Origin of the sequence: Nocardioides stalactiti, assembly GCF_014180715.1 — a bacterium.
Lineage (GTDB): Bacteria > Actinomycetota > Actinomycetes > Propionibacteriales > Nocardioidaceae > Nocardioides > Nocardioides stalactiti.
Genome location: NZ_JACEFC010000033.1, coordinates 14,262 through 38,399 on the forward strand (window position 1 = coordinate 14,262; position 24,138 = coordinate 38,399).

A 24,138-nucleotide genomic window follows, 5' to 3' on the forward strand; every position below is an offset into this window, starting at 1 on the left:
CCGACCAAGGAGAAGATGTGAAGGGTCTGACCGTCCGCTGGTCGCTCGCCGATGCCCCCGAGGGTGTCGAGGAGCAGCTCTCGTCCTACGTCGCCGACACCTCCCACGCCCGGTTCACCGGCATGGCGGGACTCTCCTACAAGACCTGGCGGATGGTGCCGGGTGCCTGGTTCGAGGGGTGCTACGTCTTCGCGGACGACGCGACCCGTGCCGCGTTCCAGGAGACCTTCACCGCCGGTGCTGCGGAGTCGCCGGGCTCGCTGATCATCGGCAGTGCGCCGGTGCTCATCGAGCCGTGCGACGTCGTCGCCATCGCCGAGGGCGGCATCGGCTTCGCGGCCACGCCCCGCGCCTGAGCCCGTCCCCGGGCCGGCGCGGTCAGTCCTCCTCGGGAGCCCAGACCTTCTTGGCCAGCAGCAGTCCGTCGCCGACGGGCAGCAGCACGGGCACCAGGCCCTTGGTCGCCGCGACCTCCTGGACCAGGTCGCGGATCGCGACGGTCTGGTCGTCGCGCTGCGCCGGGTCGGCGACCCGGTCGTGCCAGAGGGCGTTGTCGAACGCGACGACGCCGCCCGGGCGGAGCAGGCGCATCGCCTCGGCCAGGTAGGCGCCGTACTCACGCTTGTCGCCGTCGGCGAACACGAGGTCGTAGTGCCCGTCGGTCAGGCGGGGGAGCACGTCGAGCGCGCGGCCCGCGATCGTGCGGACCCGCTGCGGTGCGATGCCCTCGTCCTTGAACGACTCGCGCGCCAACCGTTGGTGCTCGGCCTCGATGTCGACGGTCGTGAGGACACCGTCGGGGCGCATGCCGCGCAGCAGCCAGAGTCCGGAGACGCCCGCCCCGGTGCCGATCTCGACGACCGCGCGGGCGTCGAGGACGGCAGCGAGGAAGCGCAGCGCGGCCCCCGCACCGTTGCCGACAGCGACCGCACCGACCTCCTCTGCGCGGGCCCGGGCCGCCTTGATCACGTCGTCCTCGACGACGTAGGTCTCGGCGTAGGTCCAGCTGGACGGGTTGATCGGCGGGAGCGGAGAGGCGGCCACGGTCACACCGTAACGGTCACCCGCCCCGGTCTTGCGGAACAACGCGGGGCGACCGATCGTTGGCTGGAGCAGTACGACCCGCGGGTGCCCGGCAGTCCTCAGGCATCCGGAGCCGCTTTCACAGGGTTTCCTCAGGCCAGGGGCATAGGTTCACGACGACCAGGGAGGCAGCACACCGGTGCGGAGAAGGGTGGCGACCATGAGTGCCGAGCAGGCTGATGCGCTGCCGGTCGAATCGGGCGAGCAGTCGATGGACTGGCACTCCATCGTCGAGCAGCACTCCGACCGCGTCTTCCGCCTCGCGCTGCGCCTCACCGGCAACCGCCACGACGCCGAGGACCTCACCCAGGAGGTCTTCGTGCGGGTGTTCCGCTCGCTGCACACCTACCAGCCCGGCACGTTCGAGGGCTGGCTGCACCGGATCACCACCAACCTCTTCCTCGACCAGGCCCGCCGCAAGCAGCGGATCCGGTTCGACGCCCTCTCCGACGAGAGGGCGGCCCGGATCGCGAGCCCGGGCCTCGAGCCCGGCGCCGCCTACGCCGACCACACCTTCGAGGACGACGTCGAGGCGGCGCTGTCCGCGCTGCCGCCGGACTTCCGCGCGGCCGTCGTCCTCTGTGACATCGAGGGCCTGACCTACGAGGAGATCGCCGAGATCCTGGGCGCCAAGCTCGGCACCGTCCGCTCCCGGATCCACCGTGGGCGCGCGATGCTGCGCGCCGCGCTGGCCCACCGGGCCCCGCAGGGCGAGCGCACGCGGTACGCCGGCCCGGCGCCGCTCGTCGCCGAGCGCGGGAGGGCCTGATGGGTCACCTCGGCGCTCGGGTGAGCGCGCTCCTCGACGGCCAGCTGTCGCGGGCCGAGGCTGACGAGGCCTGGGCCCACGTCTATGCCTGCCACGCCTGTCGGGACCTCGTCGAGCGCGAGGGGTGGGTCAAGACCCGCCTGGCGGGCCTGTGCGAGGGCGGCGCGTCCCCCGACCTCAAGGGCTCCCTGCTGAGCCTGACGCCCGGGGAGCAGTTCCTCGCCGAGGCGCGTCACGGTGGCGGTGTCCGCCGGGGCGTCAGTGTCGCGGTCATCGGCGGCGGCACCCTCGGCGCGGCCATGGTGGGCGTGCTCGCGCTCGGCTTCGGTCCGGGTCCGGCCGGTGTCGACCGCCGGCCGCCCGTGTCGCGCGTGGAGACCCCCGCCGTCAGCGAGACCGACGCGGAGGCCCCGAGCACCGGTGACCGCCAGGCCCCGGTGCGGGCCACCCACGTCGTCGTCGCCGAGCGGGCCGGCACCGCGTCGGTCCCGGTCCTCGCGGCCGCCGTGCTGCCCGACTGGGTCGCCCACCTGCTGCCCTGAGCACCGCTCCGGAGGCCGCGGAGCCATGGCTCAGGGGGCATCGGCGATGATGGGCCCGTGAACGACCGACTCGACGACGCCGCCGACCGCTGGGCGCCTCCTGGTGAGTCGCAGCCGGCTGCCCAGCCGGCCGCCCAGCCAGGTGCCCCGACAGGTGCCCAGCCGGCGGCCCCGCCGGCCGCACCGTCGGTCGCCCCGCCGGCCGCGCAGTCGGTTGCCCCGCCGGCCAGCCGACCGTCCGCGCCGCCCCCGCCGCCGACCGAGGCGTTGACCGCCGTGTCACAGCCGACCCGCGCGTTCTCGGCGACCTCGGCCTCCGTCCCGTCGGTGACCGGTCCGGTCCTTCCGCCGCCCGCGGCCCCCGCGCCGGAGCGCGCCCGTCCCTCCGGCTGGGTCTGGCCCGTCGTGGCGCTGCTCGCGCTGGTGGTGGGCGTCGCCGGCGGCGTCGTCGGCGGCATCGGCTACGCCGAGTGGAACGACGACGAGCAGCAGCCGGTCACGACCGTCGGTCTCGACACCAGCGGCCTCGACACCCAGCCGCCGCTCCAGAAGCCCGGCTCCGTCGCGCGGGTCGCGCAGGAGGTGCTGCCGAGCACCGTGCAGATCATCGCCGAGTTCGAGGGCGTCGAGGCAGGTGCCACCGGATCCGGCTTCGTGCTCGACGACCAGGGGCACATCGTCACCAACAACCACGTGGTCGCCGACGCCGCGGAGAACGACGGCCCGATCGAGATCGTCGACCAGGACGGCAACCGCCAGAACGCCACGGTGGTCGGCCGCAGCCCCGTCTACGACCTCGCCGTCCTCCACGTGGCCGGGGCCGACGACCTCAAGCCCGCGTCGCTCGGGCGCTCCGAGAGCCTCCGCGTCGGCGAGCCCGTCGTCGCCATCGGTGCTCCGCTCGGCCTCAGCTCGACCGTCACCTCGGGCATCGTCAGCGCCCTCAACCGGCCGGTGACCACCGGCAGCACGGCCGACGACTCGTCGTACATCAATGCCGTCCAGACCGACGCCGCGATCAACCCCGGCAACTCCGGCGGTCCGCTCGTCAACCTGCAGGGTCAGGTCGTCGGCGTGAACTCAGCGATCGCGACCAACGGGGGCGGCTCGTTCGACGAGGAGGCGGGCAACATCGGGGTCGGCTTCGCCATCCCGGTCGAGCAGGTCATCGTCACGGCCGACCAGATCCTGGAGTCCGGCGAGGCGCAGTACCCCGTCATCGGCGCCCGGGTCCAGACCGGCGGGCCGACCCAGCTCGACGGCGCGACGGTCGACGAGGTCCTCGCCGACTCGCCCGCCGAGGAGGCCGGCCTCGAGGACGGCGACCTCATCACCCGGGTCAACGGCCTCCGGGTCACCGACGGCATCGCCCTCATCGTGGCGATCCGCACCCACCAGCCCGGCGAGACCATCGAGTTCACCGTCGAGCGCGACGGCGACGAGCAGAAGATCCAGGTCACGCTGGACGGCGAGGTCGGCTAGACCCGCGCGTCCACGCGAGTGTCCGCGCGAGTGGCCTAGGCGTTGAACAGCAGGTAGAGGCCGCCGGCGGTGAAGCCGACCATCACGACCAGCAGCGGGAGCTGACCGGTGATCTGGTGGCGCCGGGGGAGCAGCGCGATCGCCCGGTCGTGGGCGAGCACGGCCGCCGTGACGTGGCCGACGACGACCGCGAGCACCTTGATGGTCGCGAGCACCGTCGGGTGGTAGGAGAACCAGTACGACGGCTCGACCGCCGCCGTGCCGAGGATGTCCCACCCCTTGCCGAGCGGATCACTGGCCCGGGCGAGGGTCTGGGTGCCGACGTCGATGAAGAGCGTCAGGTAGTGGGCCACGATGTAGCCCGCGACGATCGGCACGATCGAGTGCGCCAGCCGCCGCGGCAGCTCGCGTCGACGTACCTCGGGGCCGACCCCGGTGAGCGCGGCGCCGAGGCTGAAGATGACGGCGGCCCCGACGCAGAACGTGAGCAGCGCCAGGTTGTTGAGCACCAGCCCGTTGACCGACGACTGCTGGATCGTGCGGATCCAGTACGTCGACTCCCCGAAGGAGTCGAACGCCGTGCTGCCGAAGAGCACCGCGACGACGGCCACCAGCCCGGCCCGGGAGGGGATGGACGCGACACCGGCCAACGGGCTGCGGAGGCGGATCCGTCCGTCCTCGTCGCGCCCGAGGACGGACAGCGAGCCGACCAGGGTGGAGTAGACCTCGAACGGGTCGGCGTACTCGTAGAACCGGGAGCCGAACACGGCACCGCCGACGAGCATCGCGGCGACGTAGAGCGCGCACCACAGCCGCACCGTCCCGAGATCGGTCGGCGTCCGGTTGACCAGCTCCATCCACACGAACGAGTAGAGGCCGATCGCCGCCGGCCAGTGGCCGAGCCACGCCGGGTAGTCGTAGAGCCCGCGGTCGGGGTCGCCGCCGGTGAGCCGGGCGAGCCCGGCGTTGACGGTCCGCATCGGGTTGATCGCGCGCCAGACCGGGCCGAACAGGATCGAGGCGAAGACGATGCCGACCCACAGCCAGACGTAGATGATCCCGAAGAACGGGTTGGTGAGCTGGTTCTCTCCGGCGATCGCGGTCCAGGCGGTGAACGCGAAGCCGAACAGGCCGATGATGCGCAGGGCGACCAGGCCGTACGACGGCACGCGTCGCGGCCGCTCGGGGGACTCGGCCTCGTCCGGCAGGACCTCCAGCCCGGTGGCGTAGCGCGGCGAGCGCCACGCGACGACGAGGACGGTGAAGGAGATGACCAGAGCCGCGACCGCACCGGAGATCGCGAGGCCCAACGAGATCGGGAGATCGGCCTGACCACCCAGCCCGTGGGCCTCGAGCACGCCGCCGGTCACCGGACTTCGAGCTGCACGATGACCTGGTCGAGCTCGTGCGACTCCACCTCGATGATCCCGGGACGGTCGATCTGGATCTCGAACGTCTCCGTGCCGGCGTCGTAGGCGAACTCCTGCTCGGGGTCGGAGTGCAGGTGGAGGGTGCCGGGCTCGTCTGCGGTCACCACGAGGTCGATCGGCTGCCCCTTGTCGACCTCGACGCGCTCGCCGTTGGGCGTGACCGCGCCGTTCTCGAAGGTGATCTCGACCACCTCCGGGTCGCCGTCGGACGTGCCGCCGTCGCCGCCCTCGTCGGTGCTGCAGGCCGCCAGGGCCGTCCCCACCAGGACCGTGCACGCCAGTCGCCGCACCGTCGTTGCCTTCACCGTGATCCTCCTGCTCGTGCCCGGGTCCGCGCCTCGTCGGCATCGTCCATCCTCCGCACACGGACAAATGCCAGTGCGGACGCGGACCTCTGTCAGAATCTCACGCAACAAGCCATGGGGCTTGACGGGGGGCCGGTACCAGAAGGTGGGTTTGTCGTGGTCGATCGGGTTCGCGCGCGCGACCTGTCGTTCCTGACCGCTGAGACTCCCGAGACGCCGCTCCACAACGCGACGATCGAGATCTTCGACCCGGGCGACTCCGGGTTCGACTACGCACGCCTGGTCGAGCTGATCCGGGACCGGATCGCGTTCGTCCCCCGCTACCGCCAGCGGGTGCAGGCCGTGCCGGGTCACCTCGCCGCCCCGCTGTGGGTCGATGACGAGAACTTCGACCTCGGCTTCCACGTCCGCCGTTCGGCGCTGCCGCGCCCCGGTACGTCGACCCAGCTGCTGGAGCTCGCCTCCCGGATCGTGTCGCGCCCGCTCGACCGGTCACGCCCGTTGTGGGAGGTCTACTTCGTCGAGGGTCTCGAGGGCGGCCGGGTCGCGCTGCTGTCCAAGACCCACCAGGCGCTCGTCGACGGGGTCCACACCGTCGACCTCGGCCAGCTGCTCCTCGACGCCCAGCCGACGCCGCGCGAGTTCGAGCCCGACGACTGGGAGCCGCGTCGCGCCCCCACGCCGGGTGCGCTCGTCGCCGGCGCGGTGCGCGAGGCCGTCACCGACACCCAGACCGTCGTCAACACGGTGCGGGGCACGACCCGCACGGTGGCCCGGACGGTCGATGCCCGCACCAAGCGGGTGCGGAGCGTCGTCGGCGCCGTCACCGGCCGCCGGCCGCGGTCCCGCGGCGTCATCGGCGGCGAGCTCTCGCAGCAGCGTCGCGTCGTCACCGTCGAGACCTGCCTCAGCGACTACCGCAAGGTCCGCCAGGCTCACGGCGGCACGGTCAACGACGTCATCCTGGCCACCGTCACCGGCGGCCTCCGCTCCTGGCTGATGACCCGCGCCGAGTCGATGGGCGGCATCCGGCAGGTGCGCGCGGTGGTCCCGGTCTCCGTCATCGACGAGGAGCTCGAGGCGACCTCGCTCGGGAGCCAGATCGCAGCCCACTTCGTCGACCTGCCGGTCGGCGAGGCCAGCCCGGTCGTCCGGCTGCACCAGGTCTCCTACTCCTTCCAGGCCCACAAGGAGACGGGTCGTTCGGTCGCGGCCAACCGGCTCGCGGGCGTGGCCGGGTTCGCGCCGACGACGTTCCACGCGATCGGCTCTCGGGTCGCGGCCGACGAGATGCGGCGCGGCTACCAGCTGTCGGTGACCAACGTCCCCGGACCGCAGACGCCGCTCTACGCCGCCGGCGCGGAGATGCTGGCGAGCTATCCGGTCGCGCCGCTGGTCCAGGGCCACCCGCTGGTCCTGAGCGTGACCTCCTACAACGGCGGGGTGTTCTACGGCATCACCGCCGACCGGGACCTGGTGCCGGACGCGGACCTGCTCGGCATCTGCATCCGCGAGGCTCTCGACGAGCTCCTCGAGGTTTCCTCGGCCGGTCGGGAGCGCGCTCCGCGCGGTCGTCGTACGACGTCGGGCAAGCCCAAGCCGAAGCGCTAGGTGCCGCGCCGGCGGTGAGTGCAGCGACGACTCGCTCGCGCCATTGTTTGTCTGACAAAGTGGGCGGCATGGACGCCATCACGTTGCCACCGGCTCCCACCAACGAGCCCAACCTGACCTATGCGCCCGGCACCCCGGAGCGCGACGCCCTGACCGCGGAGATCGCCCGACAGGAGGCGACCGAGCACCCCATGGACGCCTACATCGGCGGCGAGTGGGTGGCTGGCGGCGGCCCCGAGATCCAGGTCGTCCAGCCCCACGACCACGCCCACGTCCTCGGGGTCCTCAAGGGCACGACCCAGGCTGACGCCCAGCGCGCGATCGACGCCGCGACCGACGCCGCTCCCGCCTGGCGGGCGATGCCGTTCGACGAGCGCTGCGCGATCCTGCTCAAGGCCGCCGAGCTGCTGGCCGGCCCGTGGCGCCAGCGCCTCAACGCCGCGACCGTCCTCGGGCAGTCCAAGACCGCGTTCCAGGCCGAGATCGACGCGGCGTGCGAGCTCATCGACTTCTGGCGCTTCAACGTCCACTACGCCCGGCAGATCCTGGCCGAGCAGCCGATCGCCAACAGCCCCGGCGTCTGGAACCGCACCGATCACCGCCCGCTCGAGGGCTTCGTCTACGCGATCACGCCGTTCAACTTCACTGCGATCGCGGGCAACCTGCCGACCGCGCCTGCACTCATGGGCAACACCGTCATCTGGAAGCCGAGCCCGACCCAGCAGCACGCCGCGAGCCTGACGATGCAGCTGCTCGTCGAGGCCGGGATGCCGCCGGGCGTCATCAACATGCTGCCCGGCGACGGCATCGCGACCTCCGAGGTGGCGCTCGCCCACCGCGACCTGGCCGCCATCCACTTCACGGGGTCCACCCCGACCTTCCACCGGCTGTGGCAGACGGTCGGCGGCAACCTGCCGTCGTACCGGACCTATCCCCGGCTGGTGGGGGAGACCGGTGGCAAGGACTTCGTCATCGCGCACCCGTCGGCGGACCCGGAGGTCGTCACCACCGCGCTGATCCGGGGCTCGTTCGAGTTCTCGGGACAGAAGTGCTCGGCTGCCTCCCGCGCCTACGTCGCGCGCTCGGTGTGGGAGCGGATGGGCGACGACCTGGTCGCCAAGACCGACGCGCTGTCGATGGGCGACCCCACCGACTTCTCGCACTTCCTCGGTGCCGTCATCGACGACCGGGCGTTCGCGAAGCACACCGCTGCGATCGAGCGGGCGAAGGCGACGTCGGGCCTGCAGGTCGTCGCAGGTGGTACGACGGACGACTCGGTCGGCTACTTCGTGCGGCCGACGATCGTCGTGGCCGACGACCCGACCGACGAGATGTTCACGACCGAGTACTTCGGACCGATCCTCGTCGTCCACGTCTACGACGACGCCGACTTCGAGAAGGTCGTGCTCCAGGCGGAGTCCGCGGCGCCGTACGCCCTCACCGGGGCGATCATCGCCCAGGACCGGTCGGCCATCCGGTGGGCCCGGATGACGCTGCGGTTCGCCGCCGGGAACTTCTACATCAACGACAAGCCGACCGGTGCGGTCGTCGGCCAGCAGCCCTTCGGCGGCGGTCGCGCGTCGGGCACCAACGACAAGGCCGGCGCTGCTGCGAACCTGCTGCGCTGGACGTCGCCGCGCTCCATCAAGGAGACGCTCGTCCCGCCGACCGACCACCGGTACCCGTACCAGGGCTGACGCCGACGGCTGAGAGGATGGGGAGCGTGACTCCCTGGCACATGGGCAACCTGCACCCGGTCGAACAGGTGCTGACCATCGTGCTGGCCTTCGGCCCGTTCCTCCTCCTCGGAGCCGTCATCCTCGTCCGCCGCCGCCAGGACGCCCGCGAGGACGCCGCCGACCGCGACGCCGTTGCCCACGAGGCCGACCGCGCGGGCGACGACTCCCGAGAGCGCTAGTCCGTCACCGCAGACCGTCAGACAGCGTTTGGGCGAGCAGTGCGACGGCCGTGATGCCGACGTAGATCAGCAACAGGATTCCGATCGCTTGGAAGAACTTGTTGGCGGATCCCACGTTCGTGACCCTAGAACCACGTCTTGGTCGTGTCACACGTGCCTCCGACCGAACAGATCTTGCTTCCCATCGTGAAGATCTCGACGGTGAAGTCGAAGGTCTGACCGATCGGTGTGCCGGAGATCCTCTGCTTTACCGAAAACCCCCACTTGACTGAGCAGACCCGCGAGAAGCAGTACTTCTTCTTGACGATCTGAGGTGCGGAGACGACATCCAGGTCCTCTAGCGAGCCGGTCAGGAAGTTGCGTGTCGGGAAGGTCAGGCCCGGGTTCTTGCCCCAGAAGATCAGGCTGCCGTTGTGGCAGATCCCCAATCTCGGATCCATGTGATGCCCGGCGAAGAAGTCCCACCGGTTGGTGTGGTACATCCTGCCCCAACCGCCACAGTTGCTCTCCCGCCCGAAGGTCTCCGCGTTGGCACGCGGGACGGCCGCGACGGTCATGGCGATGGTTGTGACCAGCACCAGGAGCGCTGCGCAGGCTCGATGCCGGGTGGTGCGGAGTCCTCGCCGTGCCTTATGGGTGTTGCGGAATGTCTTCATGGCGTCCTCCCTCGACGTGGTCGTCGTCTGGTGGACGTGTGGGAGGGCGCGGTCCTTACGCAGCTTCGAGAGGTTTTTCAGCGGGTCTTCGGCGGCCCTCGTCCGACGGTGACGGCACCGACGCGGACAACGGCACTCGTTCTACGGGTGCTGCGGCGGGAAGGACCGCTGAGGCTGGCGCGCCCGGCTGGCCCTAGCGGGCCAGCCAGGCGACGCCGGCGCGGTTCTCGGCGCGCATCGCGCTGCCGAAGATCTTGCCGATCAGCGACTCGATCTTGCCGGCGACGAGCGGGATCTTGACCGTGATCGCCAGGGTCACCGTCTCGGTCGTCACTCCGTCCTTCTCGGTCAGGACCGCGGTCCCGACCATCTCGCCGGGCTTGCCCGGGATGGTGACGTGGATGTCGCCGTGCTCGGCGCTGGTCCAGGTCTCCTCCTGCACGATGTCGGTCTCGTTGCCGACGAACTTCTTGGCGAAGCCCGGGACCCGGTCGGTCGGCTGGGAGTAGGCGATCCGGACCTTCATCGGGTCGCCCTGGACGCCCGTGATCGACACCTCGTGCTTGGTGGCGCGCTGCTCGACGCACACCGCGTCGCGGAACTCCGGGTCAGCGAGCATCGCGGCGACGTCTGCGAGAGGCGCCTCGTAGCGGAGCTCGTGGACGATCGTGGTCGCCATCAGCGCTCGCCGCCGATCCACGCGACACCGACGGCCTGCTCGATCTCCATGCCCTTCTTGATGTTGTCGCCCATCATCGCCTCGAGCTTGCCGGCGATGAGCGGGACCTTGACGGTGACCTCGAGCTCGGTGACGTGCTGGGTGCCGGTTGCGTCGGCGACCAGCCTCGTGGTGCCGACCGCCTTGGTGGGCTTGCCGGGGGCGAGGATCTCCACGGTCCCCGCGGTCGACGAGCTCCACACCTCGGTGACGACCGCGCGGGTCGTCTCGCCCGCGATCTTCTTCGCCATCGCCGGCAGTCCGGCGGTGTTCTGGACCTGGTCCACGACGACCGTGCAGCCCTCGCCCTGCGGCGTCACCGTGATCGTGGAGGAGACGACCCCTTGCGCGGCGCCGACCTTCTCCCGCCACGCGGGGTCGGTGAGCATGGCATAGACCTCGTCCGGCGAACCCGGGTACGTCGACGTGTGCTGGAACTTCATGCGGCACATCTTGGCCCATAGAGCGGCGATCGGTGTGCGTGACAGGCGATCGATGTCGCGACGCGCAATTCCTGCGGCTGCGCGGGACTTGAGCCGACGATACTGTTGCCGTGTGTCAACGACGACGCACAGCGACCGGGACCAGATCTTCCACCAGGCCGCCGAGGTGGCTCGCCACGGCAAGGGCTCCAGCGCCCCGCCGGGCGACCAGCTCGTGCCCCTGCTGGCTGCGTACTACCGCCACGTGTCGACCGACGAGCTGGACGACCGCTCCGACGTCGACGTCTACGGCGCCTACGCGTCGCACCACCACCTCGCCGCGGAGCGGCAGCCGCGGACGTCGCGGGTGCGTGTCTACACGCCGACGGTCGCCGAGCACGGGTGGTCGGCGGGCGGGCACTCCGTCGTGGAGGTCGTCACCGACGACATGTCCTTCCTCGTCAACTCACTGACGATGGAGCTGGCGCGCCAGCACCGCGACGCCCACCTCGTGCTCCACCCGACGTTCGACGTCGAGCGGGACGACAAGGGTCGCCTCGTCGCGCACCACCCGGTAGCCGCCGGATCGGCGACGCCCCCCGACGGCACCCGGCGCGAGTCGTGGATGCACGTCGAGATCGACCGCCTCACCGAGGAGGGCGGTGAGGCCGACCGCCTGGCCGACGACGTACGACGGGTGCTCGGCGACGTGCGGGCCGCGGTCGAGGACTGGTCGCCGATGCAGGATCGGGTCCGCGAGATCGTCGCGCAGCTCTGGGACGAGCCGCCGCCGCTCCCGGTCGACGAGGTCAGCGAGGGCTGCGACCTCCTGACCTGGCTGGCCGACGAGCACTTCACGTTCCTGGGTTATCGGGAGTACGAGCTCGAGCAGGCCGCGGACGGAGCCGAGGACGACCTCCTCACGCCGGTCCAGGGCAGTGGCCTCGGCATCCTCCGCGACTCGGAGGCTGACGCCCACAAGTCCTCGGCGTTCGGCCGTCTGTCCGGTGCGGTGAAGGCGAAGGCGCGCGAGAAGACCCTCCTCGTCCTGGCCAAGGCCAACTCGCGGGCGACGGTGCACCGGCCCGCCTACCTCGACTACGTCGGGGTGAAGGTCTTCGGTGAGAACGGCGAGGTCGTCGGCGAGCGTCGCTTCCTGGGTCTGCTGTCGAGCGCCGCCTACACCGAGTCGGTGCTGCGCGTCCCGCTCCTGCGGGACAAGGTCGCCGCGGTGCTCGAGCTCACCGGGCTCGACCCGCGCAGCCACGACGGCAACGCGCTCCTCGACACCCTCGAGACCTATCCGCGCGACGAGCTGTTCCACACGCCCGTCGGGGAGCTGGCCAGCATCGCCGAAGGTGCGATGCAGGCCCGCGAGCGGCGTGCCGTCCGGCTGTTCATCCGCAAGGACACCTACGACCGTTATCTCTCGGTCCTCATCTACCTGCCGCGCGACCGCTACAACACCAGCGTCCGCCAGAAGTTCGTCCGGATCCTGGCCCAGGTCATCGGCGACGGCCGGATCGACCCCGACGCGATCGAGTTCAACGTCAGCATCAGCGAGTCGACGACCGCGCGCGTGCACTTCGTGGTCCGGATGCCGGCCGGGGAGACGATCCCCGACGTCGACACCGTCGACCTCGAGCGCCGGTTGATCGAGGCGTCGCGCTCGTGGCACGAGGACTTCCTCCACGCGGTGTCCGCGGAGTACGGCGAGGAGGTCGGCGCGATCCTCGGCCGGCGCTACGTCGACGCGTTCCCGGAGGCCTACAAGGAGGACTTCTCGGCCCGGTCGGCCGCGGTCGACCTCGGGCGGATCGAGGCGATCCAGGGGGAGTCCGGTATCGACCAGGCCCTCTACTCCGAGCTCGACGCCGCCGAGGGCGAGGCGCGCCTCAAGGTGTTCCGCGTCGGGTCCCCGCTGTCGCTGTCCGAGGTGCTGCCGATGTTGTCGTCGATGGGCGTGGAGGTCGTCGACGAGCGGCCCTACGGGCTCGACGGGCTCGAGCGGACCTCGCACATCTACGACTTCGGCCTGCGCTACGGCCAGCCGCTGCCCGACCAGGCACGCGAGCTCTTCTCCGACGCGCTCCGGGCGATCTGGGACGGCTACACCGAGATCGACGGGTTCAACGCCCTCGTGCTGCGGGCGTCGCTCACCTGGCGGCAGGCGATGCTGCTGCGCGCCTACGCGAAGTACATGCGCCAGGGGAACTCGCCGTTCGCGATCGACTCGATCGAGGGGGCGCTCGCCGACAACGTCGAGCTCGCTCGGATGCTCGTGAAGCTGTTCGAGACCCGGTTCGACCCGGACCTCGACGATGCCGCCCGCGAGGAGCGCCACGGCGACCTGGAGGACCGGATCACCCGGGGTCTCGACGACGTCGTCAGCCTCGACCACGACCGGATCCTGCGGTCCTACCTGACCCACATCCGCGCGACCCTGCGGACGAACTACTTCCAGTACCAGGGCAACGATCGGCGGCCCGGCGACTCCCTGCGGCCCAAGGCCTACCTGTCGATGAAGATGGAGCCGTCGGCGATCCCGGACCTGCCGGAACCGCGGCCGAAGTTCGAGATCTTCGTCTACTCGCCGCGGGTCGAGGGTGTGCACCTGCGCTTCGGCGCGGTCGCTCGCGGTGGCCTGCGGTGGTCCGACCGCCGTGACGACTTCCGCACCGAGATCCTGGGCCTGGTCAAGGCGCAGATGGTCAAGAACACCGTCATCGTCCCGGTGGGCGCCAAGGGCGGGTTCTATGCCAAGCACCTGCCCGACCCTGCGGGCGAGGGCGGTCGTGACGCATGGCTCGCCGAGGGGGTCGAGTGCTACAAGACCTTCATCCGCGGGCTGCTCGACGTCACTGACAACCTGGTGGCGGGCGAGACCGTCCCGCCGGAGCGCGTCGTACGGCGTGACGGCAACGACTCCTACCTGGTGGTGGCCGCTGACAAGGGCACCGCGACGTTCTCCGACATCGCCAACGGGGTCTCCAAGGACTACGGGTTCTGGCTGGGCGACGCCTTCGCCAGCGGCGGGTCGGTGGGCTACGACCACAAGGCGATGGGCATCACCGCCCGCGGCGCGTGGGTGTCCGTACGACGACACTTCCGCGAGCTCGGCATCGACTGCCAGGAGCAGGACATCACCGTCGCGGGGGTCGGCGACATGTCGGGCGACGTCTTCGGCAACGGGATGCTCTGCTCGGAGCACATCCGGCTGGTGGCGGCGTTCGACCACCGCGACATCTTCATCGACCCGGAGCCCGACGCCGCGGCGTCGTTCGAGGAGCGCAAGCGGCTCTTCGCGCTGCCCCGTTCGTCCTGGCAGGACTACGACAAGTCATTGATCTCGGCCGGCGGTGGGGTCTTCTCCCGCAGCGCGAAGTCGATCCCCGTGACACCGGAGATCCGGGCCGCGCTCGGCATCTTCAAGCACGTCGACGCGCTGACGCCGGCCGAGCTGATGCGGGCGATCCTGCTGGCACCGGTCGACCTGCTGTGGAACGGCGGGATCGGGACCTACGTCAAGGCGTCGACCGAGGTCAACGCGGACGCCGGCGACAAGGCCAACGACGCGATCCGGGTCAACGGCACCGAGCTGCGGGTCCGCGTGGTCGGCGAGGGCGGCAACCTGGGCTGCACCCAGCGCGGTCGCATCGAGTTCGCCCAGAACGGTGGCCGGATCAACACCGACTTCATCGACAACTCCGCCGGGGTCGACACGTCCGACCGTGAGGTCAACCTCAAGATCCTGCTGGACCGGGTCGTGCTCGACGGCGACCTCACCGAGAAGCAGCGCAACGCGCTGCTGGCGTCGATGACCGACGAGGTCGGCGACCTGGTGCTGCGCGACAACTACGAGCAGAACCTGGCACTGGCCAACGCGGCCCGCAACGCACCGTCGCTGCTCCACGTCCACGAGCAGTGGATGCACCAGCTCGAGGACGAGGGGCGCCTGGACCGCGAGCTCGAGGCGCTGCCGCCGACGGCCGAGGTCAAGCGCCGGCTCGAGCAGGGTGGAGCGCTGACCCAACCCGAGCTGTCGGTGCTGATGGCCTACACCAAGATCGTGCTGGCCGAGGAGCTGCTGGCCTCCGACCTGCCCGAGGACCCCTACTGCGTCATCGACCTGGTGTCGTACTTCCCCCGGGCCGTCCAGGAGGGTTTCTCCGCGCAGATCGAGGCCCACCCGCTGCGGCGCGAGATCATCGTGACCCAGGTGGTCAACGACCTCGTCAACGGCGCCGGGATGACCTACTGGCAGCGGCTGGCGGGCGAGACCGGGGCGTCGGCCGCCGAGCTCACCCGTGCCAACTTCGTCGCGCGCGAGATCTACGGCTCGCTGCCGCTGCGGCAGGAGCTGGCCACCTACGACAACAAGATCGACGCGGCCGTGCAGACCCGGATGCGGGTCGAGATGCGGACCCTGGTCGAGCGGGCGTCGCGCTGGCTGGTCACCAACCGGCGGCCACCGCTGGACAGCCAGGCGACGGTCGACCAGTTCGCCGGACCGGTGCAGGAGACGATGCTCGACCTGCCCGGGCTGCTGACCGGGCGGGAGCGCGCGGCCTACGACGAGCGGCGCACGTCGCTGGTCGGGCAAGGGGTCCCGGAGGAGCTCGCGGTGCGGGTGGCGTCCTACGACGTGGCCTACGCGCTGCTCAACGTCGTGGACATCGCGACCCGCGACGGGCTGCCGTCACGCGACGTCGCCCGGGTCCACTTCGAGCTCGGTGAGCGCCTCGGCCTGTCGGTGCTCCAGCAACGCATCGTCGACCTGCCGCGTGCCGACCAGTGGCAGACGATGGCGCGCGCCGCGCTCCGTGACGACCTGCACGCCGTCCACGCCCAGCTGACGGCCGAGGTGCTGCGGACGACCGAGGCGGACACGACGATCGCCGACGACGACCTCGAGGGTTTGCGCGAGGAGGCGTCCCGCCGGGTCGCGGAGTGGGAGGAGTCGACCGGCGGCGTCGTCGAGCGTGCCGAGGAGACGCTCGGCGCGATCTGCGCCGACGAGGACTCCGACCTCGCTCGCGTGTCGGTCGCCCTGCGGGTGGTGCGCGGCCTGCTCGCCTGACGCTCGATCAGGTGTCGTAGCTGAAGCAGAGGATGTAGGTGGCGCCGCCGTCCCAGAACGCCTGGTCGGGTGCGTGGGCGAAGGCGTAGGTGCCCCCGCCCTCGAGCTCGCCGGGGCAGGTGTCCTGGCCGAGGGTGGCGAGCTCGGTGTCGGTGGGGCGGGCCCCGGCGTGGAAGAAGGACCCGGTCACGCGGAAGGCGTGGGTCTGGTCGCAGGTCGTGAAGAGCCCGCCGCTGGTCTCGCTGTCCTCGGCGCACAGGGCGACCTCGTCGGCCAGCGGGAGCTGGTCGATGCTGCCCTCGACCTCGGGGAGCGGCCGGGTGCCGCCGCCGCTGAACAGGGTGAGGTCGCACCGCACCCAGTCCGCGCCGGCAGCGACCTCGTCCGGCGTGGGGACGAAGTAGATGATGCTGTAGGCCGAGCGGGCGAACGCCTCGGTGTTGCCGCCGAGGTAGGAGAACGTCGTCGAGACGCACTCCTTCGAGATCGCGTTCCAGATCGCCTCGGAGCTGCTGCGGTCGATGTCGGCCGGGAGGGTCGCGATGTCGGTCGTGATGGTGTTGGCCGCCGGGTCCGCGCAGTCGATCGGGTCCTTGGAGTCGCTGTCGGCGGAGATCTCCGCGGTGCTGAGCGCGTGGCAGGAGCCGACCTGGGGGACGCCGGCGACCACGGGGTCGTCCGGGTCGTCCGGCGGGTCGTCGTCCTGCCACGGCGCCACGACCACGAGCACGATCGCCGCGACGATCGCCAGGCCGATCGCGACCCCCAGCCCCGCTGCCCACGCCGGGAACCCACGGGCCGGGGCCGGCGCCGGTGCGCCGCTGGTCCAGGGCTGCTGGGTCTGCTGGTAGACCGCGGTCGGGTACTGCGGCTGCGCGACGGACGGTGCGGCCGGGTAGGGAGCGGACACCGGGGCGGGCACCGGGGCGGGCACCGGGGCGGGCACCGGCGGCGGGGGAGCCTGGGTCACCGCCGACGTCGGTGGGACGGCCGCCGTCGGCGAGGGCGGCGCGGTCGGTGCGGGCGGAAGGGCCGTCGGCATCTCCCAGCGCATCCGGTAGGTCTGGACGTCGAGGTCGGGGAGCAACCCGACGGCGAAGGCGAGCACGGCGCACGCCCAGGCGGACCGGTCCTCGTCGGTGGCCCGTTTGCGGGCGAGCACCGCGGCGGTCTCCATGATCGCGGCGTGAGGGCTCGCACCCATGGTCGAGAGGTCCTGGAGCCGCTGGAACGCACCCAGCTCGACGGCGTCCACGATGAGCCGGATCTCACCCGAGCCTGCGCCGTCGGTGTCGACGTAGTCGGAGAGGGCGGCGACGAGGTGCTCCGTGTCCTGGAACGCCTCAGGGCTGCGCCGGTAGATGTCGGCGACAGCGTGGTGGATCTGCACGGTCTCGTCCACCTCTGCAAGGTACCGGGAAATCGGGTCGCGGTCTGTCGGTCCGGCGACCTACGGTGGGGGTACCGATGACGACCTCAACGCCTCAGCGTCCTGGTCGGTCGGAGCGCGACCCGCTCGGGCCTGATCCGGACCATCCGCCTCCCGCGGGCGTCCACTCCTTGTGGCGCCTGCGGTCCTACCTCCGCCCGCACCGCGCCACCCTGGCCGTCATGCTCGGCACGGCGCTCGCCGGCATCGCCGTCGCGATCGCGATCCCGCTGGTGATCAAGGCCCTCATCGACGGCCCGATCACCGACGGCGAGATCGACCCGGTCCTGCCGCTCGGCCTGCTCGTGCTCGCGCTCGGCGTCCTCGAGGCCTTCCTGACCTGGTGGCGCCGCTGGCTCCAGTCCAACGCGGTGCTCAACGTCGAGACCGCGATGCGCCGCGACCTCTACGCGCACCTGCAGGCGCTCCCGATGAGCTTCCACACCCGGTGGCAGTCCGGTCAGCTGCTCTCGCGCGCGACGACGGACCTTTCCGCGATCCGCCGGTTCTTCGGCTTCGCGATGCTGTTCCTCCTCATCAACGTGCTCCAGGTCATCGCCGTGACCGTGGTGCTGCTGACGATGTACTGGCCGCTCGGGCTGGTCGTCGCGTTCACCGCTGCTCCGATCGTGTGGCTCTCGATGCGCTTCGAGAGGTCCTACGTCCTGGTGTCCCGGCGCGTCCAGGACGAGCAGGGCGACCTGGCCACCCGCGCCGAGGAGGCGGCGGTCGCCATCCGGGTCATCAAGTCCTTCGGCCGCAGCCGTCACATGAGCGACCAGTACGAGGCGGCGGCCCGCCAGCTGCACGCGACCTCGATGGAGAAGGTCCGGCTCTCGGCCCGGTTCTGGACCTTCCTCGAGGTGATCCCCAACTGCGCCGTGGTCGTGGTGCTGCTCTTCGGCGCGATCGGCGTCGGCCGGGGCGCGTTGACGCCGGGGGAGCTGGTCGCGTTCATCACGCTCATGCTGTCGCTCGTCTGGCCGGTGTCGGCGCTCGGCATCATCCTCGCGATGACCCAGGAGGCGATGACCTCGGCGGCCCGGATCCTGGAGATCTTCGACACCGAGTCCGACATCGTCAGCGGCACCCGGGTGATCGACGACCCTCGTGGCCACCTGCGCCTCGAGCACGTCGACTTTGCCTTCCCGGGCGCGCTCGACGAGCCGGTCCTGCGCGACGTCAACCTCGACGTCCGGCCGGGAGAGACCGTCGCGATCGTGGGGGCGACCGGGTCGGGCAAGACCGCCCTGACCGCGCTCGTCCCGCGCCTGTTCGACGTGACCGGCGGCTCGGTGAGCATCGACGGCGTCGACGTCCGGGAGCTCGGCCTCGGCCACCTCCGTCAGCTGGTCGCGACGGCGTTCGAGGACCCCACGCTCTTCTCGATGAGCGCGCGGGAGAACCTCACCCTCGGCCGGGTCGACGCCACCGACGCCGAGATCGAGGAGGCGCTCGACGTCGCCCAGGCCGGGTTCGCCCGTGACCTCCCGTGGGGCCTCGACACCCGCATCGGTGAGCAGGGGATGGCGCTGTCGGGCGGCCAGCGCCAGCGCCTGGCCCTGGCCCGCGCTGTCGTCGCCCGCCCGGCCGTCCTGGTCCTCGACGACACCCTGTCGGCCCTCGACGTCCACACCGAGGCGCTGGTCGAGGAGGCGCTGCGCCGGGTCCTGGTCGACACGACCGGACTGATCGTCGCCCACCGCGCGTCGACCGTGCTGCTGGCCGACCGGGTGGCCCTGCTCCAGGACGGCACCATCACCCACGTCGGCGAGCATCGCTCGCTGCTGGCGACCGTGCCGGCCTACCGCGAGCTGCTGGCGGCCGACCCCTCCCTCGAGGAGGCCGGCCGATGACCCAGCCGACGACCCGGCCGCCGGGGCAGACCTCGAACGCGACCACCCCCGCGTGGCGCGGCATCGCCAAGGTCGACGAGGACGAGGCGCTCGAGCGGCTCGAACGGCGGTTCACCGGCGGTTCCGGCGCGCTCCTGCGGGAGCTGCTGGCGCCGTACAAGTGGGCGATCTGGGGTCTGGTCGCCATCGTCCTCGTCGAGAACGCCGCGCGGCTCTCGATCCCCTACCTGGTCAAGGAGGGGATCGACACCGGCATCCCGCCGATCCGCGCCGACGACGACCTGGGCCCGCTGCTGACGATCGTCGGCATCGTCCTGCTCGCGACACTGACCCAGGCCGTGGCGCGCAACCTGTTCCTCGTGCGGTCCGGCAAGGTCGGCCAGGACGTCCTGTTCGAGGTACGACGCCGCGTGTTCCGCCACTTCCAGGCGCTCAGCCCGGCGTTCCACGACGAGTACACGTCGGGGCGCGTGATCTCGCGCCAGACCTCTGACGTCGACGCCATCTACGAGATGCTCGAGACCGGGTTCGACGGCCTGGTGACGGCCGCGCTCACGCTGGTCGGAACAGCCGGGTTGCTGCTCTTCCTCGACGTCGAGCTCGGGCTGGTCGCCCTGTGCTGCGGCCCGCTCCTGTTCTGGATCACCAACTGGTTCCGGAAGTCCTCGGCGCGCAGCTACACCGTCACGCGCGAGAAGGTCGCGCTGGTGATCGTCCACTTCGTGGAGTCGATGGGCGGCATCCGCGCGGTCCAGGCTTTCCGCCGCGAGCCGCGCAACCAGGAGATCTTCGACGACGTCAACGACCAGTACCGCGCGGCCAACCTGGTCGCGTTCCGCCTGGTCGCGTGGTTCATGCCCGGGATCCGTCTCATCGGCAATGTCACCATCGCCGTGGTCCTCCTGTACGGCGGCTACCTCGCCTTCCACGGCGAGGTGACGGTCGGCGTCCTCGCGGCCTTCCTGCTCTACCTGCGGCAGTTCTTCGAGCCGATGATGGAGATCTCGCAGTTCTACAACACCTTCCAGTCGGCGTCGGCGGCGCTCGACAAGCTGGCGGGTGTCCTGCGGGAGCAGCCGGGGGTGCCGGAGCCGGAGCGACCCGAGGCGCTCGACCACCCGCGGGGCGAGGTCCGGTTCGACGGGGTCGACTTCGCCTACGTCGAGGGTCGGCCGGTCCTCCAGGAGCTCGACCTGCGGGTGCCGGCCGGCCAGACCCTGGCGATCGTCGGGACGACGGGTGCCGGCAAGACCACCGTCGCCAAGCTGGCGACCCGGTTCTACGACCCGACAGGCGGCCGGGTGCTGCTCGACGGGGTGGACCTGCGCGACCTCACCTCCGACGTGCTGCGGCGCGCGGTCGTGATGGTGACCCAGGAGAACTACCTGTTCTCCGGAACCATCGCCGACAACATCCGCTTCGGACGCCCCGACGCCACGATGGAGGAGGTCCGGGCCGCGACCCGCGCGCTCGGTGCCCATGACTTCATCGACGCCCTGCCCGACGGCTACGAGACCGTCGTCGCCCACCAGGGCGGTCGGCTCAGCGCTGGCCAGCGGCAGCTCGTGGCCTTCGCCCGCGCGTTCCTCGCCGACCCGGCGGTGCTGATCCTCGACGAGGCGACGTCCTCGCTGGACGTGCCGTCCGAGCGGCTCGTCCAGCAAGCACTGCGGACCGTCCTCGCCGGACGGACGGCGGTGATCATCGCCCACCGGCTCTCCACGGTCGAGATCGCCGACCGGGTCATCGTGATGGAGCACGGCCGCGTGGTCGAGGACGGCGCCCCGGCCGAGCTCGTCGCGACCGGTCGCGGCCGGTTCTCCGACCTCCACCAGGCCTGGCGCGACTCGCTCGCCTAGCGCCGTGCGAGGCGAATCCTTCCCGCGACGGAATCTTGCGACTTCTCGGGCCCCTGGCGCGACCAGAGCAATAGGCTGGCGCGGGCCCGAACTCCTGAGGAGGAACCTGTGAGTCACGTCATCGCGTGGACCGGAACGGCTGCCGAACCCGTCGTCACGGCCGCGCTGCTCGACATCGCCGTCATCCTCGGGCTGCTCGCGCTGATCATCGTCGTCGCTCGCATCTCCGGCATGGCGGTCGCCAGGATCGGGATCCCTCCCGTCGTGGGCGAGATCGCAGCGGGCGTGCTCCTCGGTCCGAGCCTCCTGGGCATGGAGCTCAGCAACGACCTGTTCCCCATCGAGCAGCGGGGCTTCCTGGAGGTGCTGGCCCGGGTCGGCCTGGTCCTCTTCATGTTCGTGGTCGGTCTCGAGCTCGACGTCTCCCTGGTCAAGGGGCGCGGCAAGGTCGCGGGTTCGGTCTCGGTGTGCTCGATCGTGCTGCCGTTCAGCCTGGGCATCGCCTTGGCCAAGCTCTTCGTCGAGACCGACGCGACCGCCGGCCTGAAGCCCGATGGCGTCGGATTCTGGCCGTTCGCGCTGTTCATGGGTGCCGCGATGTCGATCACGGCGTTCCCGGTGCTGGCGCGGATCCTGACCGACCGCCGGATGCACCGCACCGAGACCGGGGGCCTCGCCCTGGCCTGCGCCGCGACCGACGACATCATCGCCTGGACCCTGCTCGCGATCGTGCTCGCCGTCTCCGGCGTGGACGGAGCGCACGGCCACCTGCCTTCATGGGCGATCTACCTGGCGGTCCCGTTCGTCCTCGTCGCGATCTTCGTCGTACGGCCGCTGCTCGGCGGGCTGACGACGGCCTACCACAAGGCCGGTGAGCTCACCCCGACCATCCTGAGCGTCGTGCTCGTCGGGATCCTGCTGTTCGCGGCAGCCACGGAGCTGGTCGGCATCCACTTCATCTTCGGCGCGTTCCTCTTCGGCGCGATCATCCCGCACGAGAACGCCGCGGCGCTGCGGCACGAGATCCTGGTGCGGCTCGAGCAGATCTCGGTGCTCCTGCTGCTGCCGGTCTTCTTCCTGATCTCGGGCCTGAAGGTCAACATCCGAGGCCTCGAGGCCAACGACATCTTCCCGCTGCTCGCGATCCTCACGGTCGCGATCGTCGGCAAGTACGTCGGCGCCTACGTCGGTGCGCGCCTGCAGAAGGTGCCGCACTGGCAGGCGAGCTCGCTGGGCCTGCTCATGAACACCCGCGGACTGACCGAGCTGATCATCCTCAACGTCGGTCTGGAGAAGGGCCTGCTCAGTGAGGACCTCTTCACCCTGATGGTGATCATGGCGCTGGTCACCACCGTGATGACCGGTCCGCTGCTCGCCTTCACCTACCCGCAGCGTCGGGTCGCCCGCGACATCGCCGAGGCCGAGCGGGCGGCCCTGGGCGACGAGGCCGTCGACCGGATCCTCGTCCTCACCGGGCCGGACGCCGACAACCAGGTCCAGCTCGACGTGGCGGTGGCGATGCTGGCCGGCGCCACCCCGGCCGAGATCGTCGTCGCCGACCTCCAGCCCCAGGGCCGTCTGCTCGACCTCGGCAGCGGCCTGTCGGGGGAGCTCGCCGAGATGGCCGCCGCGATGGAGCGCCAGCAGGTGCTGGTCAGGCGCGGTGACGAGCTCGGCGTACCGGTCCGGATCATCGCCCACCCGAGCGGCGACGTCACCGAGGACCTCGCCGAGCTCGCGAACGTGCTGACCCCGCGCGGCATCGTCGCGTGGGCCGGCGACCCGTCGCTCGACGCCGTGCTCGATGCTGCCGACTGCCGCGCGACGATCATCGGCGAGGGGACCACGTCGTTCCCGGACGGTGTCCCTGTCCAGGTGGCCCTCAGCAATGACAGCGACGGCGAGGCCGCGGTGCTGCTCGGGGCCCGCCTGGCGATCGCTCGCGGCACGTCGCTCCAGCTCACCGGCGACGCCGGTCGACGCTTCGCCGCGCTGCGCACGACGCTGGAGGAGCGCGGGGTGCGGGTCACCGACGCGGCCACGCCCGACCCCGACTCGGGCCTGACGGCGGCGGTCATCGACGTCGCCGCGGCCGGGGCCGGGGCGACCCTCGGCGCGCGCAGCGAACCGGACGCCGTGCCGCTCGACTTCGCGACCGTCGAGCTGGGTGCGACGGCGGCAGTCGAGTAGTCCACGAGACGGCAGAGGCCCCGACGGTCATCCGTCGGGGCCTCCGCCGTTGCTGCGGGGGCTCAGCTCTGGTTGCTCGTTCCCGCGTGGGTGTTGGACGCCAGCGTCCGGNCCAGCGTCCGGTGGCCGATCCGCACCCGGGTGCCCTGCACGAGGACCTGCTCGGCGCCGGGTCCCATCCGCTGCCAGTCGGGCGTCTTCGGGATGTGGACGAACGTGCCGTTCGTCGAGTTGTTGTCGATGAGGACGACGTCCCAGCCGCGCAGCTCGAGCCGCGCGTGGACCCGCGAGACCTGGTTGGACTGGTCGATGATCGGCAGCCCGCGGAAGTCTCCGCCGGCCACCCGCTCATCCGCCCCGGGGTCGCGCCCCAGGAGGTAGGGCGTGTCGAGCTGGAAGACCGACCCGTCGTCGAGGACGACCACCCCGAGCGGCGGCCGGATGCCGTTCACGAGCACCGGCGTCTGCTGCACCATGTTGATGCCGCAGACAGCGCAGAAGAGCTGCCGCGGGTCGTTGAAGTGCCGGTTCTTGCAGTAGACGCCGCGCACCTCCTCCCGGGGAGCCCCGCTGGCCTCCTCGATGACGCTCGGGTCGTCGACGATCGGCAGCGGCTCGAAGTCGTCGTCGTCGAGGTCGCCGATGAGGACCGACTGGAACTGGATGTTCTCGTCGGCCTGCGGCGGCGGCAGCGGGCGCCCAGCAGGGGCAGCCGGGGGAGCGGGAGCCGCGGCGACCGGCTCCGGTGCCGGCGGGTGCGGGTGGTCGTGACCGGCGTGGTCGTGACC

19 protein-coding genes are annotated in these 24,138 nt (G+C 71.1%); 11 read left to right on the top strand and 8 right to left on the bottom strand.

The features are described from left to right. The first annotated feature begins 17 nt into the window (after nucleotides 1-17). On the top strand, nucleotides 18-356 hold the full coding sequence (locus H0487_RS08960; protein ID WP_183093896.1) for a hypothetical protein: 339 nt from the start codon (nucleotides 18-20) through the stop codon (nucleotides 354-356). 22 nt (nucleotides 357-378) lie between these two features. Here the strand turns inward: H0487_RS08960 and H0487_RS08965 are convergent, their stop codons facing one another. After that, the gene (locus tag H0487_RS08965) at nucleotides 379-1,044 is read right to left on the bottom strand and encodes an O-methyltransferase (protein WP_312855876.1); all 666 of its coding nucleotides are present in this window, start codon (nucleotides 1,042-1,044) and stop codon (nucleotides 379-381) included. A gap of 199 nt (nucleotides 1,045-1,243) precedes the next feature. Between H0487_RS08965 and sigE the strand changes: the two genes are divergently transcribed. From sigE to H0487_RS08980, 3 genes are read left to right on the top strand one after another with little or no spacing between them, the layout of a single operon-like run. Further along, nucleotides 1,244-1,852, top strand: coding sequence for an RNA polymerase sigma factor SigE (sigE, locus tag H0487_RS08970; RefSeq protein ID WP_183093897.1), 609 nt, complete (start codon nucleotides 1,244-1,246; stop codon nucleotides 1,850-1,852). Beyond that, nucleotides 1,852-2,394 (top strand): hypothetical protein, encoded by a 543-nt coding sequence (locus H0487_RS08975; RefSeq protein ID WP_183093898.1) that lies wholly within the window; start codon nucleotides 1,852-1,854, stop codon nucleotides 2,392-2,394. The genes sigE and H0487_RS08975 overlap by 1 nt, the downstream gene beginning before the upstream one ends. Nucleotides 2,395-2,451: 57 nt before the next feature. Next, nucleotides 2,452-3,876, top strand: coding sequence for a S1C family serine protease (locus H0487_RS08980; RefSeq protein ID WP_183093899.1), 1,425 nt, complete (start codon nucleotides 2,452-2,454; stop codon nucleotides 3,874-3,876). Nucleotides 3,877-3,911: 35 nt separating this feature from the next. On the opposite strand, the gene H0487_RS08985 is transcribed toward H0487_RS08980, so the two are convergent. Next, entirely contained in the window at nucleotides 3,912-5,246 is a 1,335-nt protein-coding gene (locus tag H0487_RS08985) for a hypothetical protein (RefSeq protein WP_183093900.1), read from the bottom strand. Beyond that, entirely contained in the window at nucleotides 5,243-5,611 is a 369-nt protein-coding gene (locus tag H0487_RS08990) for a hypothetical protein (protein WP_312855877.1), read from the bottom strand. The genes H0487_RS08985 and H0487_RS08990 overlap by 4 nt, the downstream gene beginning before the upstream one ends. A 156-nt stretch (nucleotides 5,612-5,767) precedes the next feature. Here H0487_RS08990 and H0487_RS08995 point away from each other — a divergent pair, with 156 nt between their 5' ends. The 3 genes from H0487_RS08995 (at nucleotide 5,768) to H0487_RS09005 (ending at nucleotide 9,140) form a co-directional block, all read left to right on the top strand. Continuing rightward, a complete protein-coding gene (locus H0487_RS08995; RefSeq protein ID WP_183093901.1) occupies nucleotides 5,768-7,222 on the top strand; it encodes a WS/DGAT/MGAT family O-acyltransferase in 1,455 nt (484 codons plus the stop codon). Between the two features lie 68 nt (nucleotides 7,223-7,290). Continuing rightward, on the top strand, nucleotides 7,291-8,919 hold the full coding sequence (pruA, locus tag H0487_RS09000) for an L-glutamate gamma-semialdehyde dehydrogenase (RefSeq protein WP_183093902.1): 1,629 nt from the start codon (nucleotides 7,291-7,293) through the stop codon (nucleotides 8,917-8,919). Nucleotides 8,920-8,945: 26 nt separating this feature from the next. Further along, nucleotides 8,946-9,140 carry a hypothetical protein gene (locus H0487_RS09005; protein WP_183093903.1) on the top strand — a complete coding sequence of 65 codons (195 nt, stop codon included), beginning with the start codon at nucleotides 8,946-8,948 and terminating at the stop codon, nucleotides 9,138-9,140. A 125-nt stretch (nucleotides 9,141-9,265) separates the two neighbouring features. Here H0487_RS09005 and H0487_RS09010 read toward each other — a convergent pair whose 3' ends face one another. From H0487_RS09010 to H0487_RS09020, 3 genes are all read right to left on the bottom strand, one after another. Beyond that, entirely contained in the window at nucleotides 9,266-9,796 is a 531-nt protein-coding gene (locus H0487_RS09010) for a hypothetical protein (protein ID WP_183093904.1), read from the bottom strand. Between the two features lie 193 nt (nucleotides 9,797-9,989). Beyond that, a complete protein-coding gene (locus tag H0487_RS09015; RefSeq protein WP_183093905.1) occupies nucleotides 9,990-10,475 on the bottom strand; it encodes a DUF2505 domain-containing protein in 486 nt (161 codons plus the stop codon). Beyond that, nucleotides 10,475-10,957, bottom strand: a complete 483-nt coding sequence (locus tag H0487_RS09020; protein WP_183093906.1) for a DUF2505 domain-containing protein — start codon at nucleotides 10,955-10,957, stop codon at nucleotides 10,475-10,477. The genes H0487_RS09015 and H0487_RS09020 overlap by 1 nt, the downstream gene beginning before the upstream one ends. A 112-nt stretch (nucleotides 10,958-11,069) precedes the next feature. Here H0487_RS09020 and H0487_RS09025 point away from each other — a divergent pair, with 112 nt between their 5' ends. Continuing rightward, entirely contained in the window at nucleotides 11,070-16,016 is a 4,947-nt protein-coding gene (locus tag H0487_RS09025) for an NAD-glutamate dehydrogenase (RefSeq protein ID WP_312855878.1), read from the top strand. A 7-nt stretch (nucleotides 16,017-16,023) separates the two neighbouring features. Here H0487_RS09025 and H0487_RS09030 read toward each other — a convergent pair whose 3' ends face one another. Beyond that, nucleotides 16,024-17,418 (bottom strand): septum formation family protein, encoded by a 1,395-nt coding sequence (locus H0487_RS09030; protein ID WP_183093908.1) that lies wholly within the window; start codon nucleotides 17,416-17,418, stop codon nucleotides 16,024-16,026. A 65-nt stretch (nucleotides 17,419-17,483) separates the two neighbouring features. Between H0487_RS09030 and H0487_RS09035 the strand changes: the two genes are divergently transcribed. From H0487_RS09035 to H0487_RS09045, 3 genes are all read left to right on the top strand, one after another. After that, the gene (locus tag H0487_RS09035) at nucleotides 17,484-19,301 is read left to right on the top strand and encodes an ABC transporter ATP-binding protein (protein ID WP_183093909.1); all 1,818 of its coding nucleotides are present in this window, start codon (nucleotides 17,484-17,486) and stop codon (nucleotides 19,299-19,301) included. Further along, entirely contained in the window at nucleotides 19,298-21,160 is a 1,863-nt protein-coding gene (locus H0487_RS09040; protein WP_183093910.1) for an ABC transporter ATP-binding protein, read from the top strand. The genes H0487_RS09035 and H0487_RS09040 overlap by 4 nt, the downstream gene beginning before the upstream one ends. 108 nt (nucleotides 21,161-21,268) lie before the next feature. Beyond that, nucleotides 21,269-23,350, top strand: a complete 2,082-nt coding sequence (locus tag H0487_RS09045; RefSeq protein ID WP_183093911.1) for a cation:proton antiporter — start codon at nucleotides 21,269-21,271, stop codon at nucleotides 23,348-23,350. Nucleotides 23,351-23,412: 62 nt separating this feature from the next. Here the strand turns inward: H0487_RS09045 and H0487_RS24535 are convergent, their stop codons facing one another. Next, the gene (locus H0487_RS24535) at nucleotides 23,413-23,826 is read right to left on the bottom strand and encodes an FHA domain-containing protein (RefSeq protein ID WP_446685557.1); all 414 of its coding nucleotides are present in this window, start codon (nucleotides 23,824-23,826) and stop codon (nucleotides 23,413-23,415) included. Nucleotides 23,827-24,138 lie beyond the last annotated feature (312 nt).

Bases quoted from the DNA above. Each gene is read 5' to 3' on its own strand.
- H0487_RS09015 (WP_183093905.1), bottom strand. From the start codon at position 10,475: ATGGCGACCACGATCGTCCACGAGCTCCGCTACGAGGCGCCTCTCGCA.
- H0487_RS09010 (WP_183093904.1), bottom strand. From the start codon at position 9,796: ATGAAGACATTCCGCAACACCCATAAGGCACGGCGAGGACTCCGCACC.
- H0487_RS08975 (WP_183093898.1), top strand. From the start codon at position 1,852: ATGGGTCACCTCGGCGCTCGGGTGAGCGCGCTCCTCGACGGCCAGCTG.
- pruA (WP_183093902.1), top strand. From the start codon at position 7,291: ATGGACGCCATCACGTTGCCACCGGCTCCCACCAACGAGCCCAACCTG.
- H0487_RS09020 (WP_183093906.1), bottom strand. From the start codon at position 10,957: ATGAAGTTCCAGCACACGTCGACGTACCCGGGTTCGCCGGACGAGGTC.
- sigE (WP_183093897.1), top strand. From the start codon at position 1,244: ATGAGTGCCGAGCAGGCTGATGCGCTGCCGGTCGAATCGGGCGAGCAG.
- H0487_RS09040 (WP_183093910.1), top strand. From the start codon at position 19,298: ATGACCCAGCCGACGACCCGGCCGCCGGGGCAGACCTCGAACGCGACC.
- H0487_RS09035 (WP_183093909.1), top strand. From the start codon at position 17,484: ATGACGACCTCAACGCCTCAGCGTCCTGGTCGGTCGGAGCGCGACCCG.